This window comes from Ramlibacter ginsenosidimutans (genome assembly GCF_016654015.1).
Taxonomy (GTDB): Bacteria; Pseudomonadota; Gammaproteobacteria; order Burkholderiales; family Burkholderiaceae_C; genus Ramlibacter; species Ramlibacter ginsenosidimutans.
Genome location: NZ_JAEPWM010000016.1, coordinates 45,703 through 61,595 on the forward strand (window position 1 = coordinate 45,703; position 15,893 = coordinate 61,595).

Here is a 15,893-nt window from a genome sequence, read left to right on the forward strand (position 1 = left end):
GCAGGTCTTATCGGCAAGAAGCATGGAAAGCTATCTTCTCGACTGGGCCAACCTCCTGCTGCGCTGGCTGCATGTCATCACGGCCATCGCCTGGATCGGCTCGTCGTTCTACTTCGTCTTCCTCGATAGCAGCCTCGTGCCCGCGGCCGACGAGAAGCTGCGCGCCGAAGGCGTCACCGGCGAACTGTGGGCGGTGCACGGGGGCGGCTTCTACCACCCGGTGAAGTACGCGGTGGCGCCGCCGCAGCTGCCGCCGCACCTGCACTGGTTCTTCTGGGAAGCCTATTCGACCTGGATGTCCGGCTTCGCGCTGTTCACGGTCTCGTACATCTGGAACGCAGGCACCTACCTGGTCGATCGCAACCTGATGGACTGGGCGCCGGGCGCGGCCGTCGCGGTGGCCTTGTCGTTCCTCGTCGTGTTCTGGATCCTCTACGACGCGATCTGCCAGGCCTTCGGGCGGCGCAAGAACGGCGATGCGATCGTCGGCGCGCTGGTGGCCGTGCTGGTCGTCGCGGCGGCCTGGCTCGCCTGCCACTGGTTCGCGGGCCGCGCGGCCTTCCTGCTCGTGGGCGCGATGATCGCCACGACCATGAGCGCCAACGTGTTCTTCTGGATCATCCCGGGCCAGCGCAAGGTGGTGAAGTCCATCGAGCGCGGCGAGGCGCCGGACCCGATCCACGGCTGGCGCGGCAAGCAGCGCAGCGTGCACAACACCTACTTCACGCTGCCCGTGCTGTTCGCGATGCTGTCCAACCACTACAGCTTCCTCTACACGCACGCGCACCACTGGCTCGTGCTGGTGCTGATGATGTTCGCGGGCGCAGCGATCCGGCAGTTTTTCGTCATGCGCCACGGCTACAAACTGGGGCGCAACCGGCATCCCGCGGGCTACGCGCTGGTGGGCGTGGCGGTGATCGCCGCGACCATCGTGTGGCTCACCCCGCAGGCGAGCGAAGCCGCGAAGACGCCGATCGCGCAGGCCGACTACCCCGCCGTGCAGAAGGTACTGGCGCAGCGCTGCTATGCGTGCCACAGCGGCGCGCAGGCGATGAAGAACGTGCACCTGGACACGCCCGAGGGCGTGAAGCAGAACGCGCAGGCGATCTACCAGCAGGCGGTGGTCGCCAGGACGATGCCCTTCAACAACGCGACGCAGATCACCGACGGCGAACGCGCGCTGATCGGCCAGTGGTTCGAAGCCGGCGCGAAGGTGAACTGAGCGCATGGCCCGTGCGCGCGCTGCCGCACTCGCCGTGCTCCTGCTCGGAGGCTGCGCCACGCCGCTGCCGCGCGCACCGCTGCCCCGCGCCGACGCACCCGGCACCCCACCTTGCGGGCCGCAGCAGTATCCGTTCCAGGCTTTGCAGGACTTCGTGCAGGGACAGGTGATCGTGGTCGCGCGCGTCGGCGCGGACGGCGGCATCGAGGACGCGCAGGTCGTGCGCACCGCCGGCCATCCTTACCTCGACGCTGCGGCAGTGGAGGGCGCGCGGCACTGCCGCCTCGTGGCGTTTCCAGCCGGCGCGCAGGTCCCGCTGCTCTTCACGTACCAGTTCTGGGGGCGGCAGGAATATCTGCCGATCGGCGTGGTCACCGTCGATTACGCGCCGCTGCCGGGGAAATAGCGCACCCCGGGAACGATGAACATCCAGCCCGACGCATTCAGCAGCACGGTCACTGCGCCCAGGGGAGTGCCGACCCACTCCAGTCAATCCGCCGTTCGGGTGTCCCCCGCCATCGAGGGCATTCGCACCGTCGGCCCGAGCAATCCCGCCGGCTTCTTCTTCACGATCCGCTCCTCGGAGCTCGCCGTGCATGCGCGCTGCGCAAGAGAAGCAGTCGCTGTCCACGCCGCGCGACAGCCGCAGATTTCGCCTCGTACTCGCAGGGACTCGTCCCTAGAATCCGCCCCGCGTCGATTTGGACGTGGAGGAGACGTAGTCATGCAGAAGACGAACAATCGAGTCGCCCGCTGGTCGGGCGTCCTGGCCCTGAGTGCCGCCGTCGCGGCTTGCGGAGGCGGAGGCGGCAGCAGCACGCCGGCGCCGGCACCGCCACCCGACGCGCGCAACGGCACGTACACGATGGTTGCCGCCGACGCGCAGGAGTACCAGCTGGCGCTGGATTTCGACGCGAAGACGTACCACGTGACCGGCAACAGCGTCGACCAGAGCGGCAACATCAGCGAGCAGTCCGGCACCTTCTTCTTCTCGCCTGGGAATGCCACCGGCGCGACCGGCGCCAGCACCACGCGCTTCCAGGTCGCGACGGACACCATCGTCGGCGAATATCCGCTGCCCAGCGGGGCCTTGCCCTTCGTCGCGCCGCGCAAGTTCGCCACGACGCTCGCCGATGCGGTCGGCGTGTACAACTTCCTGGGCCGCGTCGTCGACACCTCGGGCGCGGCGCCGAACACCACCATCCAGCAGGCACAGATCACGGCCGATGCGCACTTCAACGAGTGCGAGGACAACGTCATCTACGACATGCCGAACTGCCCGGCGACCTCCGTGACGACCGGCACCATCACCGTGTCCGGCAACCTGTTCACGGCGCAAACCGCGAACGGCAAGATCCCCTTCCACGTCGCCCTGGTGGGCAACGACAAGGTGTTCCTGCGCGCGAGCGGATCCATAGGAACGCAACGGCGCTACATCGTGGGCCTGCCCGCGGCGGCAAGCTTCACGGGCGGCGGCTTTGCCGGCGCCACGACCGAGCCGGCCTGGGGCACCGTGACGCTGGCCGCCACCAGCTTCAGCAGCACGGGCACCTCGCCCGCCGGGACGACCACGACGAGGTCGGGCACCGGCTCCGCCATCGGGAACGTCCCCGGCATCCTCGGCATCAGCACGGCTTCCTCCGGCAGCTTCTTCGCGGTCAATGGCAGCGAACTGGGCGTCGTGGTGGCCGCGCGCGGCAACGCCGTCGTGCCGGGATTCATGGCGATCGGCAGGAAACAGTAAGTACTGCAGCGCGCGGAGTGCGGGCGCGCCGGGGGCGTCACAATCGCGGCAGGAGACCGTGATGACCGCCCCCGACCCCCGCACGCAGCCGCGCGCCTTCCTCGAGCATCTCTATCGCGTCGCGGTGCACCGCGCGCTGCCGCTGCACAACACGGCGGCCTTCCTGCCGCCGCCGCCGCGCGGACGCACGCTGGTGCTCGGCGCCGGCAAGGCGGCCGGGGCCATGGCGCAGGCCGTCGAGGCCTGGTGGCCGGCCGAGGCGCCGCTCTCCGGCCTGGTCGTCACGCGGTACCACCACATCCCGCCGCGTCCGCAGGGGCTGCCAGAGCGCATCGAGGTCGTCGAGGCGGCGCACCCGGTGCCGGACGAAGCGGGCCTGCGCGCGGCCGAGCGCATCCTCGCGCTGGCGCACGGCCTCACGCCCGACGACCTCGTCCTGTGCCTGATCTCCGGTGGCGGCTCGGCGCTGCTCACGCTGCCCGCCGAGGGACTCACGCTGCAGGAGAAGCAGCGCATCAACCGCGAGTTGCTGGAGTCGGGCGCGAACATCGCCGAGATGAACTGCGTGCGCAAGCACCTCTCGCGCATCAAGGGCGGCCGGCTGGCCGCCGCCTGTGCGCCGGCGCGGGTGGTGACGCTCACGATCAGCGACGTGCCCGGCGACGATCCGTCCGTGATCGCGAGCGGCCCGACGGTCCCCGACACCAGCACCTGCGCCGAGGCCGTGGCCATCCTGCAGCGCCATGGCATCGCGGTTCCGGGCGCGATCATGAGCCTGCTGGAGCAGGGTGCGCTGGAGACGCCCAAGCCCACCGATGCGGTGTTCGACGGCCAGCAGGTGCACCTCATCGCGACGCCGCAGCAGTCGCTGGAAGCGGCCGCCGAAGCGGCGCGGGCGGCGGGGCTGGACACGCACATCCTCAGCGACGAGATGGAAGGCGAGTCGCGCGAAGTCGGCAAGGTGCATGCGGCACTGGCACGCGCCGTGGCGCGGCGCGGCGAACCGTTCCGCCGTCCCTGCGTCATCCTCTCCGGCGGCGAGACCACGGTCACCGTGCGCAAGTTGCCCGAGGGCGCGCCACGCGGGCGCGGCGGCCGCGCCGGCGAGTTCTGCATGGGGCTCGCGCAAGCGCTGCAAGGCCAGCCGGGCGTCTGGGCGCTGGCCGCGGACACCGACGGCATCGACGGCGTGGAGGACAACGCCGGCGCTTTCGTCGCGCCCGACACGCTGCAGCGCGCGCTGGCGCAAGGGATGAAGATCGACGCCTTCCTCGCGCGCAACGACGCCTACGGCTACTTCAGCGCCCTGGGCGACCTGGTGATCACGGGGCCCACGCACACCAACGTCAACGACTTCCGGGCGCTGCTGGTGCTCTGAACGCGCTCAGGACAACAGCCCGGCCAGCCACTGCGGGTGCAGGGACCAGCCCGCGAGGCCGGCCATGCCCATGACCGTGCCGAACACGCCGGGCACCAGCGCCAGGGCGTACAGCCACCAGGCCTGCGTCAGGGATGCGACCGCCAGCGCCGCGATGGCAATGGAGATGGCGGCGTCGGCCAGGTCGAACTGGTCGTCGCGGAAGTTCAGCGCGTCGTAGTTCTTCTGGTCCTGCTGGGCCTGCAGGAGCAGCTCCGCCTTCTTCTGCGCCTGCTCGGTGGCGAGCGCCTGGTATTGCGCGATCGCCGCATCGGCATCGGCGCGCTCCGCCGGCGCGCGGCCGGCAGCCTGCACGCGCAACTGCGCGATGGTCGCGCGCGCCAGCTCCTCGCGCAGGTTGCGCGCCTGGTAGAAGGACCAGTGGTCCACCTTGTCCGACTGCGCCTGCTGCATGGCCTGCACGATGTTGTCGTCCTTCACCTTGCACACGCCCATCACGGTGCTGAGGAGGGCCACCGTCACGGCGACGGTGGCATTGAGGCGCGACGAGCGCGCCTCCACGAGTTCCAGCGGGTTCGCTTCCATGGCCGCGATTGTGCCGCGCCGATCACTCGGCGGAACGCCGCGCGAAGGTGTCGGCCAGGTGGTCGACGAAGGCGCGCACGCGCATCGTCGCCTGGTGCCGTGCCGGGTACACCGCGTAGATGTCGGCCGGCGGAGGCTGCCACGCCTCCAGCACCTGCCGCAGACGGCCGCTGCGCAGGTAGCGCGCTACGTCCCATTCCGCCCGCAGCACGATGCCGTGGCCGGCGAGCGCCCAGTTCACCGCGATCTCGCCGTCGTTGGTGCTCAGGGCGCCGCGCACGCGCACCGTCTCCACGCGCCGGCCCGAGCGCAGGCGCCACAGCCCGTAGGCCTCGTTGCCCTGGCGGATGGCGATCACGTCATGCGACGCGAGGTCATGCGGGGTGCGGGGAAGGCCGCGGCGCTGCAGGTAAGCGGGCGAGGCGCACAGCAGCCGCCGGTTGGGCGCGAGCATGCGGGCGATCACCCGCGCATCCGGCGGCTCGCCGAAGCGGACGCAGACATCGAACGCGTCCTCGGTGAGCGCAGGCGGATTGACGGACAGCTGCAGCTGCACCTCGATCTTGGGATGCGCTCGTGCGAACGAGGCGATCGCCGGCGCGACGTGCATGCGCCCGAAGCCCAGGGTCGCGTTGACGCGCAGCAGCCCGCTCGGCTCGGAGCGCGCGCCCTGCAACTCGCGCTCCAGCGACTCGATCTCGCCGAGGATGCGGCGCGCGGTCTCCAGGTAGGTCTCCCCTTCGGGCGTCAGCGCGAGGCGGCGGGTCGTGCGGTTCAGCAGCGTCACCCCGAGGCGGGCCTCCAGCGCCGCGAGCCGCTTGCTGACTGCCGGCGGACTGACCTGCAGCTCGCGCGCGGCCGCCGACAGGCTGCCGCAGCGCATGACGACGCTGAAGAACTGCATTTCCTGCGAGGCGGCTGAAGTGGCCATGTGTTGCGGAGAGGGGAAACCGGCGCATTCTGCATCCCTTGGTCCGGGGACCCGGTGCAGCCCCGCTGGTACAGTGAAACCGCTGAGGAGGACATCGGCATGTCGAACGCCAGCCCGGAACCGGGCGCAGCCCGGGACCGTGCGGAGATCGAGGCCTTGCTCGATCGCATCGCCAAACGGGTGAAGGAACTCAAGACCTTCGACGCCGCGGGCATCCAGGACCGCTGGGACTCGCGGCTGGAGGTCGTGCAGAAGAACGTCAACAAGCTCGTGGCGGAGGCCTTCGGCCGCGGCAGCGAGTCGTACCGGCAGCACGCGATCGGGCCGCTGGACGCGGGCCTGGACGACAACCTGGGCGACCGCTACACGACGGAGGAATTCCACGCCGAGATCCGCAAGGCCGCCGCGGCCGCCGCCGCCCGGCTGCAGGCGGTGGCGCAGATCCTGACAGAGTGGCGTGACGAGCCGCAGGCCGTGCCAGCGGCCGAGGCGGCCGAGCCCGCGCCGGCGCCGGCGCCCGCACCGACGCCCGCACCGACGCCCGCGCCGACGCCTGCCCCGACGCGTGCGCCGACGCCTGCACCGACGCCCGCACCGACGCCTGCGCCGACGCCTGCGCCGACGCCTGCACCGACGCCTGCACCGACGCCTGCACCGACGCCTGCACCGACGCCCGCACCGACGCCCGCACCGACGCCCGCACCGACGCCTGCGCCGACGCCTGCGCCGAAACCCGCACCGAAACCCGCGCCGACGCCGGCACCAACGCCGGGGCCGACACCTGCACCAACGCCTGCGCCGAAACCCGCGCCAACGCCGGCGCCAACGCCGGCACCAACGCCGGCACCAACGCCGGCGCCATCGTCGGCACCAACGCGTGCACCCGCCGCCGCCGCCTCCGTCCCGGTCGCTGCGCCTGCCGTCTCGCCATCCTCGTCCACCCCGCGCGTGGCGCTCGTCTGCGGCGCGGGCGACGGCGCCCTGGCCATCACCGCCTTCCTCAAGCGCCTGGGGATGTCCGTGGTCAGCATCGGGGCCGGCGGGGCGACCTCGGCCGCAGCGCTGGAGCCCTTGCGGTCCGTGGACTTCGCCGTGCTCGCGCACCCGGACCGGCCGCTGGAAGCCGGGTTCCTGCTCGGCGCGCTCGGAGCGTCCCGGGTGTGCCTGCTGCTCGCCGGCCCATCCGCTACGCCGGAGCTCGAGGCGCTCACGCGCATCAACTTCGACGGGAGCGGCGTGTGGAAACTCCTGCTCGCGCGCGAGCTCAGGCAGGCGGGCCTGCCGGTCGACCTGAACCTGGCCTTGTGAGCCAGGCCGCATTCTTTCCTTGCCGGTTCACAATGGGATGAATTCCCGGATGTCCTTTCCTGCGCCGCCGTCCTAAAGTGGCTCGCGAAAGGACATCCCATGAAGACCTACAAGATCGCCTGCATCCCGGGTGACGGCATCGGCAAGGAAGTGATTCCCGCGGGGCAGGAGGTGCTGCAGGCCCTCGCTGCGGCGGGCCCGGACTTCCGCTTCGAGTTCAGCAGCTTCGGCTGGGGCGGCGACTGGTACCGCGCGCACGGCCGGATGATGCCCGACGATGGCCTGGCCCAGATCCGCGACGTCGACGCCATCCTGTTCGGCTCCGCCGGCGACCCGCAGATCCCGGACCACGTCACGCTGTGGGGCCTGCGGCTGAAGATCTGCCAGGGCTTCGACCAGTACGCCAACGTGCGGCCCACGCGCATCCTGCCCGGCATCGACGCGCCGCTGAAGCGCTGCACGCCGCGCGATTTGGACTGGGTCATCGTGCGCGAGAACTCCGAGGGCGAATACGCCGGTGTCGGCGGCCGCGTGCACCAGGGCCACCCGATCGAAGTGGCGACCGACGTGAGCATCCTCACGCGCGCCGGCGTCGAGCGCATCATGCGCTTCGCGTTCAAGCTGGCGCAGTCGCGCCCGCGCAAGCAGCTCACCGTCGTCACCAAGTCGAACGCGCAACGCCACGGCATGGTGATGTGGGACGAGATCGCGCTGCAGATCAGCAAGGAGTTCCCCGACGTGAAGTGGGACAAGGAACTCGTCGACGCCTGCACGGCGCGCATGGTGAATCGTCCCGCCTCGCTCGACACCCTGGTGGCGACCAACCTGCATGCCGACGTGCTCAGCGACCTGGCGGCCGCACTGGCCGGCAGCCTGGGCATCGCGCCCACCGGCAACATCGACCCCGAGCGCCGCTACCCCAGCATGTTCGAGCCGATCCACGGCTCCGCCTTCGACATCATGGGCAAGGGCCTTGCCAATCCGGTCGGCACCTTCTGGAGCTGCGTGATGCTGCTGGAGCACCTGGGCGAGCGGGAGACGGCCGCCCGGCTGATGAAGGCCATCGAGGAGGTCACGGCCGACACCAGGCTGCACACCGGTGACCTCGGTGGCAAGGCGAAGACCGCCGACGTCACTGCCGCCGTCTGCCAGCGCCTGAAGAATCGTTGATCCCTTCCGCCGTCCACAACAAAGGAGACATCGCATGAAACGCATCCTGTCCCTGCTTGCCTGCGCACTTGCGGCGCCGCTCGCGCTGGCGCAGTCCGTGAGTTGCCCGGACAAGAACATCCAGTACTGGCAGGCCTTCCCGCCCGGAGGCGAATCGGACGTGTCCGCGCGCCACCAGCAGCTGCTGATGCACAAGAAGTGCCCGGGCATCGAGACGGTCGTGCAGTACAAGGCCGGCGCCGGCGGTGCGTTGATGTGGACCGAGATGAACCGGCTGCCCGGCGACGGCCTCAACGTCGTGGGCGTGAACCTGCCGCACATCGTGTTCCAGCCGATCCAGGGCGACGTGCAGTACAAGACCGCCGACGTGACGCCGGTGTTCTGGTTCCACTTCACGCCCGACATCCTGGTGGTGAGCAACAAGACCAACATCCACAACTTCCAGGAGTTCCTCGCCGCGGCCAAGGCGAACCCGGGCAAGCTGAGCCTCGCGGGCTCGGGCCAGTACTCGGCCAACCATGCGGCGCACGAGCGCCTGGACGCCGCCTTCAACATCAAGACGCTGTACGTCCCGTTCAAGGGCACGGGAGATCTCGCGGCGTCCGTCATGGGCGGCCAGGTCGACGGCGCGATGACGTACACGCCGTTCGCGATCGCCAACAAGGACAGGGTGCGGCCGATCGCGGTGGCGATGGATCATCGTCATCCGTTGATGCCCGACGTGCCGACGTTCAAGGAGCTAGGCGTCGACTGGGTCGACGGTGCCTACCGCGGCATCGGCGTGCCCAAGTCCACGCCGCCGGAGGCGCGCAAGCGCCTGTCGGACCTGTGGCGCGCGCTGAACACCGATCCGGAGATGAAGGAGCTGGCGGCGAAGAGCGGCTTCGAGCTGATCAATGTCGGTGTCGAGGAAATGGACGGCTTCATGGCGACCAAGACGAAGCTGTACACGGAAGGCGCGGCGCGCATGGGGTTGGGGAAGAAGTAGGGGTCTTCCGCCGATCGCCGGAGGCACGAATCCGTCGCCTCTTCGGGGTGCGGGGGCGTCGCGGCAGGCGGCGTGCGGTGCAGGCCCGCTGGGCATCGGTCGGCGGCTGCGCGCGCCGACTCCCCTGGAAGCCGGTCCGGGCGGCGTCGCGCGGCACAACTCGCAGAGAGTTTGCCCGCTGGTCGCGGTCAAACTCTCTGCTCGGACAAGTGCCGCGGTAGCATGAAACGTACGCGCGGTTCGATACGCTACGCTCTCGTAACCGCGCTCCGCCGCCCGGACCGGCTTCCAGGCGATGCCCTTCATGCGGGCCTGCACCGCACGCCGCCTGCCGCGACGATGGACAGTGTGGCCCCTGCGGGGAAGACTCACGGGCCGTTGCGCTCGTAGGCTGGCGGTGAGCAACGCGAACCCCAGCGATCCAGCGTAGCGCAGCGAGCTGGGGTTCGCCTGCGGCTCACCACCAGCCTACGGTTTGCGCTTCAACCGCCGCAACACTGTGCCCCCTCCGGAGAGCCCAACCCAAGCCGCTTTCCTACATTGCACAGCGCGACGGCGCCCTAGCATGGGGCGCCGTTCGCATTGCAGCCCATGAAACCGGCCAAGGTCCCTCGCAGCCCGCGCGTCCTGATCCTCATCGATTACATCAACCCGCTGAACTTCCCCGGCGCGGAGAAGCTGGCGCCGTCCGCGCTCGCCGCCGCCCGGGCCACGGTGCGGCTGCGCGAGCGGCTCGACGCGCGCAAGGTGGCGGTGGTCTACGCCAACGACAACTACGGCGCCTGGACCTCCGACTTCCAGGCGCTGGTGGCGCAATGCTCCGAGCGCGACGACATCAGCGGCGAGATCGCGCGCATGCTGGCGCCGCGCCCCACCGACATCACGCTGCTCAAGCCGCGGCACTCGGCCTTCTTCTGCTCGGCGCTGGAACTGCTGCTGAAGGAGATGGGCGCGCGCGAGCTGATCCTCACCGGGCTGGCGACGGACATCTGCGTGCAGATGACGGCCGCCGATGCCTTCCTGCGCGGCTACGAGCAGGTGTGGGTGCCGCCGGATTGCACGGCGGCGGAGACGACCAAGGCGAAGAACACCAGCATCGAGTACATGCGCGACGTGCTGAAGTGCGACGTGCGCTCGTCGCGCACCGCCGCGAAGTAGGCCTCACGGGCGGTCGCCTGCCGTGGGCCGGGCCAGCGCATTGCGCACCGCGAAGGCCGCCGCTTCCGTCCGGTTGCTGGACTCCGTCTTGCCGAGAATGCTGCGCACGTGGTTCGCCACGGTGTTGGGGCTGACGAAGAGCGTATCGGCGATCTGGCGGTTGCTCTTGCCCTCGGCCACCAGGCGAAGCACCTGCGCCTCGCGCTCGCTCAGGCCCGCTGGATACGAGTGCCGCTGCGGTGCAGGACCGGCCTGCTGGTGCAAGGCCGCTACCTGGGCCTGGAGCGCGCGCATGCCGAGCGCGGCCGCTTCCTCCGCCGCGGTGGCGAGGAGCGTCGCGGCCTCGCTGCGGTCGCCGCCGCGATTGCGCGCGAGCAGCATCGCCGCGTAGTGCCGGCGCGTGTGGGCGAGGGCGGGGCGTGCGCCCTGCTGCGCGTTGAAGGCGAGCGCCGCGGCGAAATGCTGTTCGGCCGCTTCCCAGCGCCGCTGCGTCGCCGCCAGCATGCCCAGCAGCATGTCGGCCGCGCCGACGCACGCGATCGAGGTGCCGGCCAGCAGGTTGCGCCCGGCGTGCGGCCGCAGTCGTTCGTACAAGGGAGCCGCGCGTGCGGCGTCGCCGACGGCGCAGCAGACCTCCGCGAGGTAGGCCGTGCTGGCCATCCACACGCCGTCACGTGCGACGGCGGCGAAGTCCTCGCGGGCCAGCAGTTCGAATTCCCGTCGCGCGTCGTCCAGTTGCCCGAGCTCCACGTACACCAGGGCCAGGCCCGGCCGCCACAGCTTGGCGTCCCCGCTGCCCTGCACGATCTGCCGCACCACCGGCCCGAGTTCCGCGAGGCGTCCCTGTTCACGGCGCAGCGTGAACATCTGCACGCCGTGCACGCCCTTCGCATCCAGGCCCGGCATGCGCGCCCCGATGTCGAAGGTACGCCGGGCCAGGGGCTCGACCTCCGCGAACCGGCCCTCCAGCAGCGCGTGCATGGTGCGCATGCACGAGCCGACGTACAAGGGGAAGGGTTCGCGCAAGGCTTCCGCCGCCTTTTCGTAGTCAGCCATGCCGGAGTGCCACGCCGCCATGTCGCCCATCTCGAAATGGTCGAACAGCGTCCAGGCCGAGGCATCGACCTCGGCGGCGTGATCGCCTGCCTGCGCCGCGAGGCGGCGCGCCTCCTGCGCGGCGGCCATGCGCTCGGACCGGCGGTCGTGCTGCCAGCGCGCCGGCAGCATCGCGACCAGCGTGCGCGCCAGGATGCCCGGGTCGCCGCAGCGGCGCGCGCTCGCCAGCGCCTGCCCGTACACCTGCAGCGCCTGCGCTTCCTCGCCGCTGTAGATCAGCGCTCGGGCCAGCGCGCTCAGCAGCCGGGTCACGGTGGCGAGGTCGTCGGACGAGGTCACGGCCAGCGCCTCGCGCAACCAGCGTGCCGCTGCCACGCCCGGCATGCCGGGACACCAGGTCGCCATCTCGAAGCCGAGCGCGGCGCGCGCGAGTTCTCCGGAGCGTTCCTCCTGCTGTGCGAGGCGCGCTGCCTGCTCGAAGGCCTGCTGCGCCAGCAGGTAGTCGCCGGCGCGCGTGTGCGCTTCGCCGAGTCCGTTGAGCAGCCGGCAGCGCAGCCCGGGCGCCCATCCACCGGCAGCTTCCATGCCCTGCAAGGCGAGCCGGTAGTAGCGCGCGGCTTCCTCGTGGGCGAACAGCCTGCTCGCCTGTTCGGCAGCGCGCAGCGCGAAGTCCACCGCCCGCGCCGCGTCGCCGCCGGGCAGCGCCGCACCGTGGTGCCAGGCCAGGGCCGACAGCACGCGCGGGCTCGCGTCGTCCAGCGCCTCCAGCGCCTGCGCGATGCGCAGGTGCAGCCGGCTGCGGCGCGGCGGGGCGATCTCCTCGTACAACGTGTCGCGAAAGAGGGCGTGGGCGAAGCGGTAGCGGCCCGGCTCGTCCAGCGTTTCCAGCACGCGCGCGCGCAAGGCCTCCTCCAGCGCGAGCAGGCAGGCGTCCTCGTCCTGCGCGTCCAGCACGCGCACGAGCAGGGCGCTGTCGAAGTCGCGTCCGAGCGTCGCCGCCGTGGTGAGCACCTGGTTGGTGGACTCGGACAGGCGATTGAGCCGGCGGCCGATCACCTCCTTGATGCCTTCCGGAATGCGCTGCCGAGGGCGCGGCGCGCGCGCATCCGCCGGTGTGTCGAGCTGGCCTTCCTGCAGCAGCAGCCGCGTCATCTCCGCCACGAACAGCGGATGGCCTTCGGTGCGACCGTGCACCTCGTCCACCAGCGCCGGGGACACGGCCACGCCCGCCGCGCGCGCCATCATGCGCGCCGTGTGGGCGCGATCCACGCCGAGCAGCCGCAGCCGCTCGAAGCCGGGGCCGGAAGCCAGTTCGCCCAGGGTGCCCGAGAGCGGATGCTGGCGCGACAGTTCCATGTCGCGGTAGGTGATGAGCAGCAGCAGCCGCTGGCGTTGCAACTCCGGCGCGAGGAACTCGAGCAGCCGCAGCGAGGACGCGTCGGCCCAGTGCAGGTTGTCCAGCACCAGCAGCAGCGGCGCTTGCGCTGCCGCGTGCTTCCACACGCTCGCGATCGCCTCGAAGCGGCGGAAGCGCGCCTGCGGGGCATCCAGTGCACTCCCGGCCGCAGCCATGCGCGTGGGCAGGCGGTGCGCCTGTTCGGGCAGCAGGTCGGCCAGCGAGGTTGCCGTTGCTGGCGCCAGCGCCTGCAGTGCCGCGTCGTCCTGTCCGGCCATCCACGCCTGCAGCAGCTGTTGCCACGGCCAGTAAGGCGGCGCGCCCGGCTCTTCGTTGCAGCGGCCCCAGAACACGTGCATGCCGCGGGCGGCCGCGCGCCGCGCCACCTCCTGCGCCGTGTGCGTCTTGCCGATGCCGGGCTCCCCGCACAGCGCCACCGTGCCGCCGCTGCCCGCGATGGCCGCCAGCACGCGCTGCTCGACGAGCGCCAGCTCCCGCTCGCGTCCCGTCTCGGGTGCTCCCGCTGCGAGCGCGAGCTCCAGGGCCGCAGGCAGCGGCAGGCCGCAGGCGTCGCAGTAGCGCGCCTCGTCCCGCGCGAGGCGGCCGCAGCGGGGACAGGGCGGCGCCACGGCCCGTCCTCAACCGACGAGGTCGGGCTGCACCTGCGTCACCTCGATGATCTTGTCGGCAGGCAGCTTCGCGCGCCGCGCGGCTTCGCGGATGGCTTCCGCGCTGGGCGCTTCGTAGAGGCAGTAGGTCTTGCGGCGGTCGGCGGAGAGGAAGGAGTAGAGCCAGTCCACCCCCGCTTCGGCGTTGACCGCCCGGATGTCGGCCACGCCTTGCGCATCGAGCTCGACCGCGCCGGGGAATTGCCGTTCGACGAGGAACAGGGGCATGGGGCCTCCTTGGACCGGGGGGCGGCGCCCTCCGAAGGGAAATTCTGCGAGCAAGCGCGGTGCAGGGTCAACTGGTCAGACCTGACCATTCGGGCGCGCCGGGAGCCCGCTGCAAATTGATCGAAGCTGTGGATGGTGGAACGTGGAGCCCCTTCCTAGAGTGCATGCACCCCATCACCCCATCGAGGAGCTTCCATGAGCGACGCGAATCCCCTGCAATCCCTGCGGGCGCAGCTGCGCGGCAGCCTGCTGCAACCCGGCGACGACGGTTACGACCAGGCCCGCAAGGTCTACAACGCGATGATCGACAAGCGCCCGGCGCTGATCGCGCGCTGCTCGGACGTGGCCGACGTCATCGCCTGCGTCAACCATGCCCGCGACGAGGGCATGCTGCTCGCGGTGCGCGGCGGCGGCCACAACGGCGGCGGCCTGGGCACCTGCGACGGCGGCCTGGTCATCGACCTGGGCGGACTGCGCGGCATCCGCGTGGACCCGAAGGCGCACACCGTGCGGGTCGAAGGCGGCTGCACCTGGGCCGACGTCGACCACGCGACGCACGCGTTCGGGCTGGCGACGCCGGCCGGGATCATCTCGAGCACGGGCGTGGGCGGCCTCACGCTGGGCGGCGGCATCGGCCACCTCTCGCGCCGCTTCGGCCTGACGATCGACAACCTGGTGTCGGTGGACATGGTGCTGGCCGACGGCCGCTTCGTGAGTGCCAGCGCGCGCGAGAACGAGGACCTGTTCTGGGCGGTGCGCGGCGGCGGCGGCAACTTCGGCGTGGTGACGTCCTTCGAGTTCAAGCTGCACCCAGTGGGGACCGTGCATGCGGGACCGACGCTGTGGCCGCTGGACCAGGCCGAGCGCGTGATGAAGTGGTACCGCGACTTCATAGTCCAGGCGCCGACCGAACTCAACGGCTTCTTCGCCTTCCTCACCGTGCCGCCCGGCCCGCCCTTCCCGGAAGCGCTGCACCTGAAGAAGATGTGCGGCGTGGTCTGGAGCCACACCGGCAGTGCGGAGCAGGCCGAGCGCGACCTCGCCCCGGTGCGCGCGATGGAGCCGGCGCTCTACGGCGTGCATTCGATGCCGTATCCGGCGCTGCAGAGCGCGTTCGACCCGATCTATCCGCCGGGACACCAGTGGTACTGGCGCGCCGACTTCGTCAACGAGCTGTCCGACGAGGCGATCGCGCGGCACATCGTGCACGCGCAACGCATGCCGACGTGGCAGTCGAGCATGCACCTGTACCCCATCGACGGCGCCGTGCACCGCGTGGGCCGCAACGAGACGCCGTTCGCGTACCGCAACTCGAAGTGGGCCTGCGTGATCGTCGGCGTGGACCCGGACCCGGCGAACCGCGAGGCGATCAGCAGCTGGTGCCGCAACTACTGGGACGCGCTGCACCCGTATTCCGCGGGCGGGGCGTACGTCAACTTCATGATGGACGAAGGCCAGGAACGCGTGCGCGCCACGTACCGCGAGCACTACGCGCGGCTGGCGCAGATCAAGGGGAAGTACGACGCCGGCAACCTGTTCCGCGTCAACCAGAACATCTGGCCGGCGGCGCACTGAAGGCGGACTGCCGAAGGCGGGAGCGGACTACCGGACGCAGAGGGCGCAAAAGGGAACAGCCAAAGGACGCAGAAAAGACACTCAAATGGAAGTCCTTTTGCGTCCTCCGCGAAACCTTTGCGTCCTCTGCGTCCTGTTGTTGGATGTCTATATGCGCCACTGGAAATCCTTCAGCGCCTACTGCGCGGTATGCGCCGTGTGCACGCTTTGCGCTCTCTGCGAGACCTTCCCGCCTCCACCACCCGGTTCTCCGGCCTCCATTGCGCAATGCGGGAGCGGACGCCCGGACGCAAAGGTCGCGAAGGCAAACAGCCAAGGTCCGCAAAAGGAGAAATCCCTTTAATGGATGTCCTTTTGCGTCCTCTGCGAAACCTTTGCGTGGCGGATTCAACCGGTCACCGCAACAGTGCCTTGGCTAGTGTATCGGCCGGGGTGCTATAGCCAAGGGTCTTGCGTGGACGGGTGTTGAGCCTGTCGGCCACAGCA

Annotated in this window: 13 protein-coding genes; 9 read left to right on the plus strand and 4 right to left on the minus strand. The window is 70.4% G+C overall.

Features of this window, described 5'->3' with window-relative positions; translation table 11 throughout:
- Window positions 1-22: 22 nt before the first annotated feature.
- The 4 genes from JJB11_RS24385 to JJB11_RS24400 all read left to right on the plus strand — a co-directional run bounded on the left by JJB11_RS24385 (window position 23) and on the right by JJB11_RS24400 (window position 4,344).
- The gene (locus JJB11_RS24385) at window positions 23-1,222 is read left to right on the plus strand and encodes a urate hydroxylase PuuD (protein ID WP_201177694.1); all 1,200 of its coding nucleotides are present in this window, start codon (window positions 23-25) and stop codon (window positions 1,220-1,222) included.
- A gap of 4 nt (window positions 1,223-1,226) precedes the next feature.
- Window positions 1,227-1,628, plus strand: a complete 402-nt coding sequence (locus JJB11_RS24390; RefSeq protein ID WP_201177697.1) for an energy transducer TonB — start codon at window positions 1,227-1,229, stop codon at window positions 1,626-1,628.
- 318 nt (window positions 1,629-1,946) lie between these two features.
- Window positions 1,947-2,966, plus strand: coding sequence for a hypothetical protein (locus JJB11_RS24395; protein WP_201177699.1), 1,020 nt, complete (start codon window positions 1,947-1,949; stop codon window positions 2,964-2,966).
- Between the two features lie 61 nt (window positions 2,967-3,027).
- Entirely contained in the window at window positions 3,028-4,344 is a 1,317-nt protein-coding gene (locus JJB11_RS24400) for a glycerate kinase type-2 family protein (protein WP_201177701.1), read from the plus strand.
- 6 nt (window positions 4,345-4,350) lie between these two features.
- On the opposite strand, the gene JJB11_RS24405 is transcribed toward JJB11_RS24400, so the two are convergent.
- Together JJB11_RS24405 and JJB11_RS24410 are read right to left on the minus strand one after the other, a co-directional pair.
- Window positions 4,351-4,929, minus strand: a complete 579-nt coding sequence (locus tag JJB11_RS24405; protein WP_201177702.1) for a DUF4337 domain-containing protein — start codon at window positions 4,927-4,929, stop codon at window positions 4,351-4,353.
- Between the two features lie 22 nt (window positions 4,930-4,951).
- The gene (locus JJB11_RS24410; RefSeq protein ID WP_201177704.1) at window positions 4,952-5,860 is read right to left on the minus strand and encodes a LysR family transcriptional regulator; all 909 of its coding nucleotides are present in this window, start codon (window positions 5,858-5,860) and stop codon (window positions 4,952-4,954) included.
- 99 nt (window positions 5,861-5,959) lie between these two features.
- Here JJB11_RS24410 and JJB11_RS24415 point away from each other — a divergent pair, with 99 nt between their 5' ends.
- The 4 genes from JJB11_RS24415 (at window position 5,960) to JJB11_RS24430 (ending at window position 10,484) form a co-directional block, all read left to right on the plus strand.
- Window positions 5,960-7,168 (plus strand): hypothetical protein, encoded by a 1,209-nt coding sequence (locus tag JJB11_RS24415; RefSeq protein ID WP_201177706.1) that lies wholly within the window; start codon window positions 5,960-5,962, stop codon window positions 7,166-7,168.
- 99 nt (window positions 7,169-7,267) lie between these two features.
- On the plus strand, window positions 7,268-8,338 hold the full coding sequence (locus JJB11_RS24420) for a tartrate dehydrogenase (RefSeq protein WP_201177708.1): 1,071 nt from the start codon (window positions 7,268-7,270) through the stop codon (window positions 8,336-8,338).
- 34 nt (window positions 8,339-8,372) lie between these two features.
- Window positions 8,373-9,326 (plus strand): tripartite tricarboxylate transporter substrate binding protein, encoded by a 954-nt coding sequence (locus JJB11_RS24425; protein WP_201177710.1) that lies wholly within the window; start codon window positions 8,373-8,375, stop codon window positions 9,324-9,326.
- Window positions 9,327-9,917: 591 nt separating this feature from the next.
- Window positions 9,918-10,484 carry a cysteine hydrolase family protein gene (locus JJB11_RS24430; protein WP_201177712.1) on the plus strand — a complete coding sequence of 189 codons (567 nt, stop codon included), beginning with the start codon at window positions 9,918-9,920 and terminating at the stop codon, window positions 10,482-10,484.
- Between the two features lie 3 nt (window positions 10,485-10,487).
- On the opposite strand, the gene JJB11_RS24435 is transcribed toward JJB11_RS24430, so the two are convergent.
- Window positions 10,488-13,565 (minus strand): AAA family ATPase, encoded by a 3,078-nt coding sequence (locus tag JJB11_RS24435; RefSeq protein ID WP_201177714.1) that lies wholly within the window; start codon window positions 13,563-13,565, stop codon window positions 10,488-10,490.
- Between the two features lie 9 nt (window positions 13,566-13,574).
- Window positions 13,575-13,832, minus strand: a complete 258-nt coding sequence (locus JJB11_RS24440; RefSeq protein ID WP_201177716.1) for a DUF4242 domain-containing protein — start codon at window positions 13,830-13,832, stop codon at window positions 13,575-13,577.
- A 195-nt stretch (window positions 13,833-14,027) separates the two neighbouring features.
- Between JJB11_RS24440 and JJB11_RS24445 the strand changes: the two genes are divergently transcribed.
- Entirely contained in the window at window positions 14,028-15,407 is a 1,380-nt protein-coding gene (locus JJB11_RS24445) for an FAD-binding oxidoreductase (RefSeq protein ID WP_201177718.1), read from the plus strand.
- The last annotated feature ends 486 nt before the right edge of the window (window positions 15,408-15,893 follow it).

What these genes read in the sequence shown, in the direction of transcription:
- JJB11_RS24440 (WP_201177716.1), bottom strand. Translation starts at nt 13,832, where the DNA reads ATGCCCCTGTTCCTCGTCGAACGGCAATTCCCCGGCGCGGTCGAGCTC.
- JJB11_RS24395 (WP_201177699.1), top strand. Translation starts at nt 1,947, where the DNA reads ATGCAGAAGACGAACAATCGAGTCGCCCGCTGGTCGGGCGTCCTGGCC.
- JJB11_RS24405 (WP_201177702.1), bottom strand. Translation starts at nt 4,929, where the DNA reads ATGGAAGCGAACCCGCTGGAACTCGTGGAGGCGCGCTCGTCGCGCCTC.
- JJB11_RS24430 (WP_201177712.1), top strand. Translation starts at nt 9,918, where the DNA reads ATGAAACCGGCCAAGGTCCCTCGCAGCCCGCGCGTCCTGATCCTCATC.
- JJB11_RS24445 (WP_201177718.1), top strand. Translation starts at nt 14,028, where the DNA reads ATGAGCGACGCGAATCCCCTGCAATCCCTGCGGGCGCAGCTGCGCGGC.
- JJB11_RS24385 (WP_201177694.1), top strand. Translation starts at nt 23, where the DNA reads ATGGAAAGCTATCTTCTCGACTGGGCCAACCTCCTGCTGCGCTGGCTG.
- JJB11_RS24400 (WP_201177701.1), top strand. Translation starts at nt 3,028, where the DNA reads ATGACCGCCCCCGACCCCCGCACGCAGCCGCGCGCCTTCCTCGAGCAT.
- JJB11_RS24415 (WP_201177706.1), top strand. Translation starts at nt 5,960, where the DNA reads ATGTCGAACGCCAGCCCGGAACCGGGCGCAGCCCGGGACCGTGCGGAG.
- JJB11_RS24390 (WP_201177697.1), top strand. Translation starts at nt 1,227, where the DNA reads ATGGCCCGTGCGCGCGCTGCCGCACTCGCCGTGCTCCTGCTCGGAGGC.
- JJB11_RS24425 (WP_201177710.1), top strand. Translation starts at nt 8,373, where the DNA reads ATGAAACGCATCCTGTCCCTGCTTGCCTGCGCACTTGCGGCGCCGCTC.
- JJB11_RS24420 (WP_201177708.1), top strand. Translation starts at nt 7,268, where the DNA reads ATGAAGACCTACAAGATCGCCTGCATCCCGGGTGACGGCATCGGCAAG.
- JJB11_RS24410 (WP_201177704.1), bottom strand. Translation starts at nt 5,860, where the DNA reads ATGGCCACTTCAGCCGCCTCGCAGGAAATGCAGTTCTTCAGCGTCGTC.